Source organism: Streptomyces sp. NPDC048331 (genome assembly GCF_043201215.1).
In the GTDB taxonomy this organism is placed as follows: domain Bacteria; phylum Actinomycetota; class Actinomycetes; order Streptomycetales; family Streptomycetaceae; genus Streptomyces.
Window position 1 is genome coordinate 167,263 of the sequence record NZ_JBICYT010000010.1, and the last position, 13,103, is coordinate 180,365.

Consider the following 13,103-nt stretch of genomic DNA (forward strand, 5'->3'; position numbering starts at 1 on the left):
GGGCGCCGAGGCGCGGAGGCGCGTCCGACGCTCACCGCGCACCCCGTGTGGTCACCTCGGCACGGTGAGCGTCCATGCCCCCGGCCGCAGGGTCCACGTACGGCGGCGGACCGGGCCGGTCAGCGCCGCGTCGGCGCGGTAGCGGAAGTCCGCGCCCGACACCGTCACCGTCTTCGCCCGGGCCGTGACCGTCGATTCGGCGGAGCTTCCGCCGCCCGTCCGGACCACGACCTCCGCCGGACCGCCGTCGTCCCGGGTGCGAACCGAAATGTCCTCCACGGGCCGGTCCACGTCCGCGAGCAGCACCCCGTCGGCCTCGACGCGCAGCCGGTGCCGGCTCGTGGCCGCGCCGCCGGCCGCCGCCACCGGCCGCACCAGCGTCCGGACCAACGAGCGGTACGCACTCCACACCGACGGCCCGGCGGGCCGCGGGACCCCGTGCACCGGCGGAATCCGCAGCGCGCCGAGCACCACCCCATCGCTGTCGTCGACCAGCAGGTCACAGCTGCGCACCGCCCCGTCGAGGACGGCTCGGGCCGCGGTGACGGCCGACAGCGGCACGCCGAGGGACCTCGCCAGCCCCAGCGACCCGACCGGGCCCACCGGAACCAGCGCCAGGGGTCCCTCGCCCAGCCCGCGCTCCCGGTGCAGCAGCCCCACGGCGCGCACCAGGGCGCGGTCGTCACCGACGATCACCAGCCGTCGATGACCCCGGCGGGCAAGAGCCCGCGCAAATTCCTCCTGCGAATCCGGGAGGCAGATTTTCGCTGCCGCGCCCGCTGACAACACATCCTTCGCGATCCGCACGGACTCGCCGTCAAGACGGCGGGCGACCGGGTCGACGAGCACGAGCAGGCCGCCTACCGGCGCGCCCGCTTGGCTCATGGTGGGCTCTGGAGCCGACACCTCGGTCCTTCCTCGGGTAGCATCTTTGTGCAAGAGGCCCTTGCGCTATTGCGCCAGGGCCTTCGTCTATTCCGGGGTACCGGTCCGACGGCTCAGCCTGCGGTGTACATCGTCGTACGCCCCCTGACCTTGGACATGCCCCATCCGGAAGAGGTGTACGCCTGTGCCCGCTCTTGTGCTGCTCGGAGCTCAGTGGGGTGACGAGGGCAAGGGAAAGGCCACCGACCTGCTCGGTGGATCCGTTGACTATGTGGTGCGCTACCAGGGCGGCAACAATGCCGGCCACACGGTCGTCGTAGGCGACCAGAAGTACGCGCTGCACCTTCTCCCTTCCGGCATCCTCTCCCCCGGATGCACCCCGGTCATCGGTAACGGTGTCGTCGTCGACCCGGCCGTCCTGCTCTCCGAGCTGCGCGGCCTGAACGAGCGCGGCATCGACACCTCCAAGCTGCTCATCAGCGGCAACGCGCACCTGATCACGCCGTACAACGTCACCCTCGACAAGGTCGGCGAGCGTTTCCTCGGCAAGCGCAAGATCGGTACCACCGGTCGCGGCATCGGCCCGACGTACGCGGACAAGATCAACCGCGTCGGTATCCGCGTCCAGGACCTCTACGACGAGTCGATCCTCATCCAGAAGGTCGAAGCGGCGCTGGAGGGCAAGAACCAGCTCCTCGCGAAGCTGTACAACCGCCGCGCGATCGAGGCCGGCCAGATCGTCGAGGAGATGCTCCAGTACGCGGAGCAGATCAAGCCGTTCGTCGCCGACACCACGCTGATCCTCAACAACGCGCTGGACGAGGACAAGGTCGTGCTGTTCGAGGGCGGACAGGGCACCCTGCTCGACGTCGACCACGGCACCTATCCCTTCGTCACCTCGTCCAACCCGACCGCCGGCGGCGCCTGCACCGGCACCGGCGTGGGCCCGACGAAGATCAGCCGCGTCATCGGCATCCTCAAGGCCTACACGACCCGAGTCGGCGCCGGCCCGTTCCCGACCGAGCTGTTCGACCAGGACGGCGAGGACCTGCGCCGCATCGGCGGCGAGCGCGGCGTGACCACCGGACGTGACCGCCGCTGCGGTTGGTTCGACGCGCCGATCGCACGTTACGCCACCCGTGTGAACGGACTCACCGACTTCTTCCTCACGAAGCTGGACGTTCTGACCGGCTGGGAGCAGATCCCGGTCTGCGTCGCGTACGAGATCGACGGCAAGCGCGTCGAGGAGCTGCCGTACTCGCAGACGGACTTCCACCACGCGAAGCCGATCTACGAATACCTCCCCGGCTGGTCCGAGGACATCACCAAGGCGAAGACCTTCGAGGATCTCCCGGCGAACGCCCAGGCCTACGTCAAGGCCCTGGAAGAGATGTCGGGCGCCCCGATCTCCGCGATCGGCGTGGGCCCCGGTCGTACCGAGACGATCGAGATCAACTCGTTCCTCTAGGAGACCCGGTCCCCCCGGAGGGGCGGCAGGCGCACCCGCGCCCGCCGCCCCTCCGGCGTTCCCGGCACCGCCGCGGGCCCGCCGAAGGGACCACCGGGCGACCGCCGGAGCGACCGCCGAAAAGAAATGTCCCGCCCCCTGTCACATCCGTCCGCCGCCCTCCGTCAGTGCTGTGAAGACACCGACCGAAGGAGAGCAGCAGCCATGACGAACACCTCCCTCTCGCGGATGCCGAACCCGGCCGAGTTCGTCCCCGAGCTGAACGACATCAGCGCCGCCCTCTTCCGGGCGACCGGCAACCGCTCCGTGCCGCGGACCACGACGAGCCTGGTCCACCTGCGCGCCGGGCAGATCGTCGGCAACACGTACCTGACCGTCCTGAACACCGGCTTCCTGCGCAAGGCCGGGGAGTCCGAGGAGCGCATCACGGCCGTCTCCTCCTGGGCGGACGCCCCCTGCTTCACGCCCGCCGAGCGCGCGGCCCTCGCCTTGGTGGAGGCCACCCTCCAGCCCGCCCCGCACGGCCGGGAGCGGGTCACCGACGAGCTCTACGCCGAGGTCGCCGCGCACTACGACGAGAAGGCCCTCGCCACCCTCACCATCGCGATCGGGCAGATCGGCTTCTTCATCGCCCTGGCCGTGATCGGCAAGCCGCAGCCGGTCGGCTCGCTGGCCGACGAGCAGTGGGGCTGAGGCGCAGGGCGGGAACGGTCTCGGGGAGCGGGTTCCGGGTGGGCGGAAATATGATGTCCACGGGCTTTTCGCGCAGCGGAAGCAGGGACGAATGGATGCACCTCGGAGCGTTCCATGACTCCTCGTCGTGCCCCGCGGGCGGCCAGCGCCGACCTGCTCAGCACGCTCGGGCGGCTCGCCGACCAGGCCCGCCGTGGGGTGGAGCTGCAGCAGGCCCGCGTAGAACTGGCCGAGGCGCTGCAGAGCGAGATGCTGCCCGCCTCGCTGCCCGCGCTGCCGGGCCTGCGGACCGCCGCCCGGTACGCGCCCGCCCGGAACGGCCTGGACATCGGTGGCGACTGGTACGACGGCTTCCGGCTGCCCGAGGGGGCTCTCGCCTTCTGCATCGGTGACGTCCAGGGGCACGACGTGGAGGCGGCCGCCTTCATGGGGCAGGTCCGGATCTGCCTGCGTGCCGTGGCGGCCGTCGTCGTCGATCCGGGCGAGGTGCTGAGCCGGGCCAACGAGGTGCTGCTCTCCATGGACCGCGACCTCTTCGCCACCTGCAGTCTGCTCCGCTTCGACCCGGAGACCCGGGAACTGGAGACGGCCCGGGCCGGCCATGTTCCGGCGGTGTGGGCCACCGTCGACGGCGAGTACGGCATCGCCGAGGACGACGGCGGTCTGCCGCTGAACCTGGGTCCCGGGGCGGGGTACGCGGTGACCCGCCGCCGCCTGACGAAGGCCGGGTCGATCGTGCTGCTCACCGACGGTGTGGTCGAGGGGCCGAAGTTCCCGATCGAGGTGGGACTGGAGCGGGTGGCCCAGGTGGTGCGGGAGGCCGCGGGCACCGATCCGGGCGAGCTGGCCGCCGAGGTGATGAAGGTGGCCGACTCCACCGGCCACACGGACGACGCCGCCGTACTCGTCCTCACCCACGACGCCCGGCCCGACCCGCGGGAGACGCCCTAGTGCCGTGACCGGAAAGGTTTGCCGGGTCGCGTTGTCCGGTGCGGTGCATCGCAAGGCGGAGGGCCACGGCTCGTACCGGACGTACCGCCGTGGTCCGACAACGCGGCGAGGTGCCGTGCCGGGCAGCGCAACCCGGTGAACCTTTCCGGTCACGGCACTAGGCAGCCCCCACCGGCCCCGCCGGTCCGCGGGCCCGGCCCGGTCGGCAAGAGCCCCCCTCGCGCGTGTCACGGCCCGCGGGGACGCCGGGCTGTTGTCTGATGCTGTGGTGCGCACCGAGGGATGGCGACGTCTGCCCGCAGCTCTGCTGCCGATCCTCGCCGTCGCCGTCGCCTACTACGTGGGCGGGCTGATCGGCCTGCACCAGCGTGTGGTCGTCAACGGCGCCGAGGTGACACCCCTGTGGCTGCCGACCGGCATCGCGCTGGCCTCCCTGCTCTGGCTGGGGCTGCGGGCATGGCCCGGGATCGCGCTCGGTACGTACCTGACCATCGAGCAGATCACCGATTTCGACCTGCCCGGCCTGATCATCGTCGCGGGGAACGTCCTCGCCCCCGTGTGTGCCTACCTGATGCTGCGCCGGGTCGGCTTCCGTACCGAGATGGACCGGCTGCGGGACGCCCTGGCGCTGGTCTTCCTGGGCGGTCTGCTGCCCATGCTGATCAGCGCCACGATCGGGACCTGCACGCTGCTGCTCACCGGGGACCTGCCGACGTCGCAGTTCTGGTCGGTCTGGTCGGCCTGGTGGGCCGGGGACGCGATGGGCGTGCTCGTGGTGACCCCGCTGCTGCTGGTCCTGCGCCGGATCACCACGGTCCGACGGCCCCGGGAGGGCTATCGCACGGTCGAGGCGGCCGCCCTGGTGGTCGCCTCGGTCGCCGTCAGCCTGGTGGCCACCCGCAGCCCCCTCTCGCTGCTCTTCCTCGTCTTCCCGCTGATCATCTGGGCGGCCGTACGCTTCCAGCTCGCCGGGAGCGCTCCGGTCACCTTGTTGGTGTCGGTCCTGACGATCGCGGCGGCCACCGCCCACGTCGGGCCGTTCGCCCATCACACCCTCTTCGAGATCATGATCAACCTCCAGGGCCTCAACGGCGCGGCGGCCCTGACCGGACTGCTGCTGTCGGCCCTGGTCACCGAGCAGAACAACGTCCGGCTGAAGATCGAGCAGGTCTGCGAGGACCTCGCCGAACTGGTGGAGCACCTGGCCCCGGGCAAACCGGAGCGATAGAGGCCGGCTGTCGGAGCCGGTCGTACGCGCGGGACGTGCCCGGCCCGGCCTTCCCGGCCGGGAGGCGACCTGCTCCGGATCCTGGGGTGCCCGCCGTCCACGAGAGCGCCCGTACGCGGCCGCACCCCGGCCGCACCGGCGGCGGGGGCCCCGGCACCGGGTGCTACCAGGCCAGCTGCGAGATCTCCTCGGCGACCACCGCGCACGCGTCCGCCGCCGGGTCGATCAGCGGGAAGTGGCCGACGGCGTCGAGGAGGGTCAGCCCGACCATCTCCCCCGCCTTGGCCGCCGCCGCCACATACGCCTCGGCGACCTGCTGCGGGACCACGATGTCGTCCCGGCCCTGGACCACCGCCGTGGCGATCCCGGTCGGCAGCAGCGCCGCCGGATCGGCGTACGGCAGCCGTTCGTCCCAGTGGTCCGGCCCGCCCAGCAGCTGCGCGCTCGCGCCGCCGCACACGCCCAGGTCCTCCGCCACCGCGAAGTCGGCGATCGGGGCCAGCGCCACCACGCCCCGCAGCATCGGCGCGGAGGGCAGTCGCCACGGGGAGCCGGCCGGGAGTACGTGCCGGGCCGCGGCCCACAGCGCGAGGTGGCCGCCCGCCGAGTGGCCGGTGACGACCGTGCGGCGGACATCGGCCTGCGGGAGGGCGTCGGCCGCCAGCCCCGGAAGGGCGTCCATCGCGGCGGCGACGTCGTCGAAGGTCTCCGGCCAACGCCCGGCGACCGGCCCCTCGGCGTTCTGACGCGGCAGTGAACTACCGCGCCGGTACTCGACGTTGGCTACGGCGAAACCCCGACGGGCCAGGAAGTCCGCGAACGGCGTGACGTGCTGCCGGTCGTACGGGGCCCGCCACGCGCCCCCGTGCAGCAGGACCACGAGCGGGGCCGGCCCCTGGGTCTCACCGCGCGGGGCGTAGAAGTCGACGACGTGGTCGGGGTGTTCCCCGTACGCGGCGGTCGCGTCCGGCGCCACGGCCGGGTGGGCGAAGGCCGAGTCCGCCTCCGCTGCGTCCCGTTCCACTGCGGCGGGGTCCGTCATCGGCTCAACCTCTCGGTAACGCGTGGGACAGCGGGGACAGATGTTCCGGTGTTCCGGCAGAGCGGGACCGTATCAGTCCGGAACAGGCAGTTCCGTGCGGGGCCCGGAATATGACCGGGCGGACGGAGCCGTAGCCCCGCCCGCCCGGTGATGTGACGTTTCGCTACCGAGTCACCCGAAAATGTGACCCAGTGTCCGCGCCGCACGCTCCGCGTCGGCAAAACCGACGTAGAGCGGGGTGAAGCCGAAGCGCAGGACGTCGGGTGCGCGGAAATCACCGATGACGCCCCGGGAGATGAGCTCCCCCATGACCTCGCGGGCGTTCTCGGTGCGCAGCGAGATCTGGCTGCCGCGGCGGCCGTGCTCGACGGGGGTGACCGACTCGACCCGGCCCTGCGGGACGTACGCCGCCACGCAGGTGAGGAAGAAGTCGGTCAGGGCGAGGGACTTGGCCCGTACGTCTTCGACGGACACCCCGTCCCAGGCGTCGAGCGCCGACTCCAGGGCCAGCATGGACAGGATGTCCGGGGTGCCGACCCGCCCACGGGTCGCGCCCTCGGCCGCCTCGAAGGCCGGGGTCATCGCGAACGGATCCGCGTGACCGTTCCAGCCCGGGAGCGGGGAGTCGAAGTCGGCCTGGTGGCGGGCGGCGATGTACAGGTACGCGGGCGCGCCGGGGCCGCCGTTGAGGTACTTGTACGTGCAGCCCACCGCGAGGTCGACGGCGTGCGCGTCGAGGCCGACGGGGAGGGCTCCGGCGGAGTGGCACAGGTCCCAGACCGTGATCGCCCCGGCGGCGTGGGCGGCCGTGGTGAGGGCGGGCAGGTCGTGGAGCCGACCGCTGCGGTAGTCGACGTGGTTGAGGAGGACCACGGCGGTGTCCGCGTCCATGGCCTCGGCGGCGTGCGTGGGGTCCACCGGGACGACCGTCAGGCCCGTCATCCGGGCCGCGGACTGCGCGATGTAGCCGTCGGTGGGGAAGGTGGCCGCGTCGACCAGCAGCTTCGTCCGGCCGGGGGCCGCGAGACGGGCGGCACCGACCAGGGCCTTGAAGAGGTTGACGCTGGTGGAGTCACCGACGACCACCTGGCCGGGGGCCGCGCCGACGAGCGGGGCGAGCTTGTCGCCGATCCGCTCGGGCGCGGTCCACCAGCCGCTCTCGTCCCAGGACCGGATGAGGAGCTCGCCCCACTGCCGGGCGACGACGTCCGCGGTGGTGTCCGCGACGCCGGCCGGGAGCGCGCCGAGGGAGTTGCCGTCCAGGTAGACGACCCCGTCGGGGAGGGTGAAGCGCTCGCGGAGCTTGGCGAGCCCGTCGGCGGCGTCCAGCTCGGCCGCCCGGTCACGCAGGTCCGCCGAAGGCTCCGTCGCTATGTTCGTGGAGGCGTCAGACATAGCTGCGGGCCGTCCAGAGCTCCGGGAAGACGTTCTTCGTCGCCCGCTTCTCCAGCCAGGTCACGCCGGCCGAGCCGCCCGTGCCCGTCTTCGCGCCCATCGCGCGTCGGGTGGCGACCAGGTGGTCGTTGCGCCAGCGCCAGACGAGCTCCGCGACGTCCGTGAGGACCTCGCCGAGGCGGTGCAGGTCCACGGTCTCGTTGTCGTCCGGGGCGGCGTACAGGCCCGTCCAGACGGCCTCGACCTCGGGGGACGGCTCGTAGCGCAGCGACAGGTCGCGGTTCAGGACGGCCTCCGGGACCGGCAGGCCGCGGCGGGCGAGCAGGCGCAGCACCTCGTCGTAGAGGCTGGGCTCGTGCAGGGCCTTCTCCAGCTCCGCGTGGACGCGCGGGGCACCGCGGTGCGGGACCAGCATGGAGGAGGACTTCTCGCCGAGCAGGAACTCCATCCGGCGGTACATCGCCGACTGGAAACCGGAGCCCTCGCCGAGGGCGGCGCGGTAGGCGTTGAACTGTCCCGGGGTGAGCTGGGCGAGCGGGCGCCAGGAGGCGTTGAGGGCCTCCAGCTCGCGGAGGGAACGTTTCAGCGCGTCCATCGCGACCGGGATCCGGTCCTCGCGCAGGGCATTCGCCGCGGTCTCCCACTCGTGGACGATGACCGTGAACCACAGCTCCATGACCTGGGTCGTCACCAGGAAGACCATCTCGCCCGGGTCGTCCGAACGGAGGTGCTGGAGGTGGGTGAGAACGTCCGCCTGGACGTAGTCCTCGTACGGGGTGGTGCCGTCGAAGTCGAGGTTCGGGGTTTCAGACCCGCCGACTCCGGAGGCATCAAGGGTTTTCGACATCGCTGTCTCCTCGACACGTGCTTCCGGGTAGCGGTCCGCCCCTTCCGTGAGGTGAGTGGAGCCCCGGTCCCCTGCCCGCATCATAGGACCCCGTCGCGCCGGCGCTCCAGCGGAGAGTGACACGAACCACACAATTTCGGTGCGTGTCACTCCCCGCCGTACGGAGTCAGGAGCTCAGCGTGTCCGCGGCCGTCGGGGACGAGTCACGCAGGAAGGTCGAGCAGCGCTCGTACTCCTCCTTCTCGCCGATCGCCTCGGCCGCGCGAGCCAGGGCGTGCAGGGCGCGCAGGAACCCGCGGTTCGGCTCGTGCTCCCACGGGACCGGGCCGTGGCCCTTCCAACCGGCGCGGCGCAGCGCGTCGAGGCCACGGTGGTAGCCCGTACGGGCGTAGGCGTACGACTCGACGGTGCTGCCGGCCGCGAACGCCTCGTCGGCGAGGACCGCCCAGGCGAGGGACGACGTGGGGTGCGCGGCGGCCACCTCGACGGCGGGGGTGCCGGCGGCGATGGCCTCGCGGCCCGGCTCGTCGGGCAGGTGGGTGGGGGCGGGACCCCCGAGCAGGTTCTGGTGAATGGACATGCCCCCAGTCTGCCGGGTGCGGTGGTCCGCGGAACCCGCCGTCCCCCCGTTGTCGTCGCCCGCCGGGTGCGGGCGGCGTCAGTTCGCGGGGGCGGTCGCCCCGACCGGCTCGCGGGGCGCGGGCGGAGACTGGGACGGGGGCTGGGACGGAGACTGGGACGGGGGCTGGGACGGGGGCGAACAGTCGCACGGCGGGGGCCCGTCCGAGCCGTGCAGCACCCGCGCGCCGCGCCCCGGCGCGGTGTCGAGCCGGGCCGCCACGGCCGGGACCACCAGGCTCGGCAGCACGTTCGTGTAGAGCGCCGAGATCTCCCGGTCCAGGTCGAGCCCGAGGGTCTGCGACATCACGTTGAGCCCGGCGAAGGCACCGACCACCAGCCGCGAGGGCTCCGACGGGTCCACGTGCGGGAGCAGTTCGCCGTGCTCCTTCGCCTGCACCAGCAAGGCGGTGTGCAGGTCGATCCATCCTTGGTACGGCTTCGCCCGGTCCAGCTCCCGACCGATCTGCTCCAGGGTGAGCCGGGCGCTGCCGCGCATCAGCACGTCGTGACGGAGGCGGTGCGAGAAGACCATGCCGACGTCGACGAACTCCTGCGCCCTGAACTCCTGCGGGGTGACCGGCGCGTGCATGATGACCTGCGCGTCGATCACGGCCTGCGCCAGGTCTTCCTTCGAGTCGAAGTGGAAGTAGAGCGCGCCTTTGGTGACATGGGCGAGCTTGACGATGTCCGTCAGTGTGGCCGCGCCGTAGCCCCGGTCCTCGAACACCACCGCGGCGGCTTCCAGGATCGCCCGGCGGGTGCGCACGGCTCGGTCCTGCTTCGCCTGCGTTCGTTCGGCCCTCATGTGCACACGCCCTCTCCCCCGCCCCCGACCGATCGGTCCGTACATGCCCCCGACACGTACTTCCGGGGGCAGTTCACACCATCGTGCGGTCGCCGTCCACCATCGCCGTCACCCCTGACGGGGACGCCGAAGGGCCCGGCCTCCGTCGTGGGACGGGGGCCGGGCCCTTCGGTTCGACTCGCTGCGGCCGACTACTTCAGCTTGGTGCCGGTGGAGCGCAGGTTCGCACACGCCTCGGCGACGCGCGCGGCCATGCCCGCCTCGGCGGCCTTGCCCCAGGTGCGGGGGTCGTACTTGGACTTCGTACCGACCTCGCCGTCGACCTTCAGCACACCGGCGTAGTTGCTGAACATGTGGTCCACGACCGGGCGGGTGAAGGCGTACTGGGTGTCGGTGTCGAGGTTCATCTTCACGACACCGTTCTCCAGCGCGGTGGCGATCTCCTCGGCCGTGGAGCCCGAGCCGCCGTGGAAGACGAAGTCGAACGGCGAGGCCTTGCCGTACTTCTCGGCGACACCGGCCTGGAGGTCCTTGAGGAGCTCCGGGCGCAGGACGACGTTGCCCGGCTTGTAGACGCCGTGGACGTTGCCGAAGGACGCGGCCAGCAGGTAGCGGCCCTTCTCGCCCAGGCCGAGGGCCTCGGCGGTACGGATCGCGTCGTCGACGGTGGTGTACAGCTCGTCGTTGATCTCGTGGCTGACGCCGTCCTCCTCGCCGCCGGTCGGGGTGATCTCGACCTCAAGGATGATCTTGGCGGCGACGGCCTTGGCGAGCAGCTCCTGGCCGATGGCCAGGTTGTCGGCCAGGGTCTCGGCGGAGCCGTCCCACATGTGCGACTGGAAGAGCGGGTTCAGACCGCGGGCCACGCGCTCGGCGGAGATGTCGAGCAGCGGACGTACGTAGCCGTCCAGCTTGTCCTTCGGGCAGTGGTCCGTGTGCAGGGCGACCGTGATGTCGTACTTGGCGGCCACGATGTGCGCGAACTCGGCCAGGGCGACCGCGCCGGTGACCATGTCCTTGTTGTGCTGGCCACCCAGGAACTCGGCACCACCGGTGGAGATCTGGATGATGCCGTCGCTCTCGGCCTCCGCGAAGCCGCGCAGGGCAGCGTGCAGGGTCTGGGAGGAGGTCACATTGATGGCCGGGTAGGCGAACTTGCCTGCCTTCGCCCGGTCGAGCATCTCGTTGTAGACCTCGGGGGTTGCGATGGGCATCTGCCGGCTCCTTGGATGTGCGGGGAGTGTGCTTATTGCGGGCCCTGACCTGGGGGCGACGTCATCGTCGCGCCTATCTTTCCAGACTTGGCGCAGGGGTCCAGACTGCCGGTCTCACGTGGTGGGCGAACGGCCCGGGATGTTTCACGTGAAACACCCCGGGCGTCCGGGAAAGGGCAGGTCAGGTCGGTCCCAGGAGCGGCCGAGGACCTTCTCCACCAGTTCTCGCGGTGGCCGGACCGGGCGGGACGCGGCCGGGACCGGGGCTGACCCCGGGCCACGGCGGGCGGCCGGGCCCGGCAAGATCCGGAAGAGACCGGCTAGTGCCGTGACCGGAAAGGTTTGCCGGGTCGCGTTGTCCGGTGCGGTGCATCTCCCCCAGCTACCGCTGGGAGGGGCCCCCGGGCGGAGGGCCACGGCTCGTACCGGACGTACCGCCGTGGTCCGACAACGCGGCGAGGTGCCGTGCCGGGCAGCGCGACCCGGTGAACCTTTCCGGTCACGGCACTAGGACAGGCCGAGGTCCTGGAGGAGGTAGCCGGTGAGGTACGGCAGGCCGGCCGCGGCGATCGCGTCGGCCGCACCGCGGTCGACGATCGTGGCGACGGCGACGACCTCGCCACCGGCCTCGCGGACCGCCTCGACGGCGGTCAGCGGCGACCCGCCGGTGGTCGAGGTGTCCTCGACCACCAGGCAGCGCTTGCCCTTCACGTCGGTGCCCTCGATACGGCGCTGCATGCCGTGGGCCTTCTGCGCCTTGCGGACGACGAAGGCGTCCAGGCGCTCGCCGCGCGCCGCGGAGGCATGCAGCATGGAGGTCGCGACCGGGTCGGCGCCCAGGGTCAGGCCGCCGACGCAGTCGAATTCGAGCTCGGCCGTGAGGTCGAGCATGACCTGGCCGACCAGCGGGGCCGCCTCGCCGTCGAGGGTGATCCGGCGGAGGTCGATGTAGTAGTCGGCCTCGAGGCCGGAGGAGAGGGTCACCTTGCCGTGCACGACGGCCTTGTCCTTGATCTGCTGCAGAAGCGCATCGCGTACGTCACTCATGCCTCTGAGCTTAGAGGTGCCCCCGCGAGCGACCTAGGCGGCGTCTCGTCGGTCGTGCCGGACTCGCGGGGGCTGCCCGGCCTGATCCGGAAGAGAGGGCCTAGCCGAGGCGGCGCCAGGTCCAGGTCGTGGAGACCTCCAGCGGATCGACCGGGGTGACCAGGCGCGGAAGGGAATTCAGCCCGTTCGGCGGACCCGACTGCGGCTCCACGCAGACGGCCTCGGGCTCCTCGTCGTAGATGACCACCCATTCGGCCCGGCTGGTGACCCGTAGTTCGAGGGCGCCCGGCCAGGTGAGGGTGACGTCCACGCCGTGCGGCATGCCGAAGCAGTCGTCCCAGGGGCGGGGCTTCGGGTCGATGCGCCTGCCGGTGGGGATGTGGTCCTCGCCGCGCTCCTCCTGCCATCCGGGCTCGAAGGAGACCTCCGCGTCCGGGCCGCCGGTCCCCAGGTTGCGCAGGAACCAGGGGTGCCAGCCGACCTGGGCCGGGAAGGAGTCCGCGTACGTCTCGACGCCCATGGCGAGCGTCAGCGAGTCCTCGGCGAGCGTGACGACCTGGGTCACCCTCCCGGGGTACGGCCACGGGTCGGCGAGGTCGTAGGCGAAGGCGGCCTCGGTGGCGGTGGCCCCGGCCGGGCGCCAGGGCGCGTCCCGGCCGAAGCCGTGGAGCGCGTGCGGCGGGTGGTTGAGCGGCATCTGATGGACGGTCGCGCCGTCATGAAAGCGTCCGTTCGCGACCCGACCGCACCACGGGACCATCGGGAAGGCTCCGAACCTCGGTCCCTGGCGCAGCAGTTCCGTTCCGTCGATGCGCAGGCTGCTGATCCGGCAGCCGTTCTCCTGGTCGACCGTCACCTCGGCGCCGCCGGCGCTCAGTTGCGTACTCATACGGTCGACCCTAATGCG

The 13,103-nt window shown here is 71.7% G+C and carries 13 protein-coding genes; 4 read left to right on the forward strand and 9 right to left on the reverse strand.

Annotated features, from left to right (window positions below; all coding sequences use genetic code 11):
• Window positions 1-51: 51 nt before the first annotated feature.
• A complete protein-coding gene (locus ACGFYY_RS17235; protein WP_393710314.1) occupies window positions 52-885 on the reverse strand; it encodes a diacylglycerol kinase in 834 nt (277 codons plus the stop codon).
• Window positions 886-1,069: 184 nt separating this feature from the next.
• Here ACGFYY_RS17235 and ACGFYY_RS17240 point away from each other — a divergent pair, with 184 nt between their 5' ends.
• From ACGFYY_RS17240 to ACGFYY_RS17255, 4 genes are all read left to right on the forward strand, one after another.
• A complete protein-coding gene (locus ACGFYY_RS17240) occupies window positions 1,070-2,353 on the forward strand; it encodes an adenylosuccinate synthase (RefSeq protein WP_365273268.1) in 1,284 nt (427 codons plus the stop codon).
• Between the two features lie 204 nt (window positions 2,354-2,557).
• Window positions 2,558-3,046 (forward strand): carboxymuconolactone decarboxylase family protein, encoded by a 489-nt coding sequence (locus ACGFYY_RS17245; RefSeq protein ID WP_393710195.1) that lies wholly within the window; start codon window positions 2,558-2,560, stop codon window positions 3,044-3,046.
• A 114-nt stretch (window positions 3,047-3,160) separates the two neighbouring features.
• Window positions 3,161-3,997, forward strand: coding sequence for a PP2C family protein-serine/threonine phosphatase (locus ACGFYY_RS17250; protein ID WP_393710197.1), 837 nt, complete (start codon window positions 3,161-3,163; stop codon window positions 3,995-3,997).
• A gap of 265 nt (window positions 3,998-4,262) precedes the next feature.
• On the forward strand, window positions 4,263-5,225 hold the full coding sequence (locus ACGFYY_RS17255; RefSeq protein WP_393710316.1) for an MASE1 domain-containing protein: 963 nt from the start codon (window positions 4,263-4,265) through the stop codon (window positions 5,223-5,225).
• 163 nt (window positions 5,226-5,388) lie between these two features.
• Here ACGFYY_RS17255 and ACGFYY_RS17260 read toward each other — a convergent pair whose 3' ends face one another.
• The 8 genes from ACGFYY_RS17260 to ACGFYY_RS17295 form a co-directional block, all read right to left on the reverse strand.
• Window positions 5,389-6,267 (reverse strand): alpha/beta hydrolase, encoded by an 879-nt coding sequence (locus tag ACGFYY_RS17260; protein WP_393710199.1) that lies wholly within the window; start codon window positions 6,265-6,267, stop codon window positions 5,389-5,391.
• Window positions 6,268-6,438: 171 nt separating this feature from the next.
• Window positions 6,439-7,662, reverse strand: coding sequence for a kynureninase (kynU, locus tag ACGFYY_RS17265; RefSeq protein ID WP_393710201.1), 1,224 nt, complete (start codon window positions 7,660-7,662; stop codon window positions 6,439-6,441).
• A complete protein-coding gene (locus ACGFYY_RS17270) occupies window positions 7,655-8,509 on the reverse strand; it encodes a tryptophan 2,3-dioxygenase family protein (RefSeq protein WP_393710203.1) in 855 nt (284 codons plus the stop codon). The genes kynU and ACGFYY_RS17270 overlap by 8 nt, the downstream gene beginning before the upstream one ends.
• Before the next feature lie 166 nt (window positions 8,510-8,675).
• Complete coding sequence (locus ACGFYY_RS17275; RefSeq protein ID WP_365273253.1) at window positions 8,676-9,089, reverse strand: DUF3151 domain-containing protein; 414 nt, start codon at window positions 9,087-9,089, stop codon at window positions 8,676-8,678.
• Window positions 9,090-9,167: 78 nt separating this feature from the next.
• On the reverse strand, window positions 9,168-9,935 hold the full coding sequence (locus ACGFYY_RS17280) for a ScbR family autoregulator-binding transcription factor (RefSeq protein ID WP_393710206.1): 768 nt from the start codon (window positions 9,933-9,935) through the stop codon (window positions 9,168-9,170).
• 191 nt (window positions 9,936-10,126) lie between these two features.
• Window positions 10,127-11,149 (reverse strand): class II fructose-bisphosphate aldolase, encoded by a 1,023-nt coding sequence (gene fbaA / locus ACGFYY_RS17285; RefSeq protein ID WP_030012792.1) that lies wholly within the window; start codon window positions 11,147-11,149, stop codon window positions 10,127-10,129.
• 507 nt (window positions 11,150-11,656) lie between these two features.
• Complete coding sequence (gene pyrE / locus ACGFYY_RS17290; RefSeq protein ID WP_393710209.1) at window positions 11,657-12,196, reverse strand: orotate phosphoribosyltransferase; 540 nt, start codon at window positions 12,194-12,196, stop codon at window positions 11,657-11,659.
• A 100-nt stretch (window positions 12,197-12,296) separates the two neighbouring features.
• Complete coding sequence (locus ACGFYY_RS17295) at window positions 12,297-13,085, reverse strand: aldose 1-epimerase (protein ID WP_393710211.1); 789 nt, start codon at window positions 13,083-13,085, stop codon at window positions 12,297-12,299.
• Window positions 13,086-13,103 lie beyond the last annotated feature (18 nt).

Excerpts from the sequence above, each read along its gene's own strand:
- ACGFYY_RS17245 (WP_393710195.1), top strand. The coding sequence starts at position 2,558 with ATGACGAACACCTCCCTCTCGCGGATGCCGAACCCGGCCGAGTTCGTC.
- ACGFYY_RS17250 (WP_393710197.1), top strand. The coding sequence starts at position 3,161 with ATGACTCCTCGTCGTGCCCCGCGGGCGGCCAGCGCCGACCTGCTCAGC.
- ACGFYY_RS17280 (WP_393710206.1), bottom strand. The coding sequence starts at position 9,935 with ATGAGGGCCGAACGAACGCAGGCGAAGCAGGACCGAGCCGTGCGCACC.
- ACGFYY_RS17235 (WP_393710314.1), bottom strand. The coding sequence starts at position 885 with ATGAGCCAAGCGGGCGCGCCGGTAGGCGGCCTGCTCGTGCTCGTCGAC.
- kynU (WP_393710201.1), bottom strand. The coding sequence starts at position 7,662 with ATGTCTGACGCCTCCACGAACATAGCGACGGAGCCTTCGGCGGACCTG.
- ACGFYY_RS17275 (WP_365273253.1), bottom strand. The coding sequence starts at position 9,089 with ATGTCCATTCACCAGAACCTGCTCGGGGGTCCCGCCCCCACCCACCTG.
- ACGFYY_RS17260 (WP_393710199.1), bottom strand. The coding sequence starts at position 6,267 with ATGACGGACCCCGCCGCAGTGGAACGGGACGCAGCGGAGGCGGACTCG.
- fbaA (WP_030012792.1), bottom strand. The coding sequence starts at position 11,149 with ATGCCCATCGCAACCCCCGAGGTCTACAACGAGATGCTCGACCGGGCG.
- pyrE (WP_393710209.1), bottom strand. The coding sequence starts at position 12,196 with ATGAGTGACGTACGCGATGCGCTTCTGCAGCAGATCAAGGACAAGGCC.
- ACGFYY_RS17270 (WP_393710203.1), bottom strand. The coding sequence starts at position 8,509 with ATGTCGAAAACCCTTGATGCCTCCGGAGTCGGCGGGTCTGAAACCCCG.
- ACGFYY_RS17295 (WP_393710211.1), bottom strand. The coding sequence starts at position 13,085 with ATGAGTACGCAACTGAGCGCCGGCGGCGCCGAGGTGACGGTCGACCAG.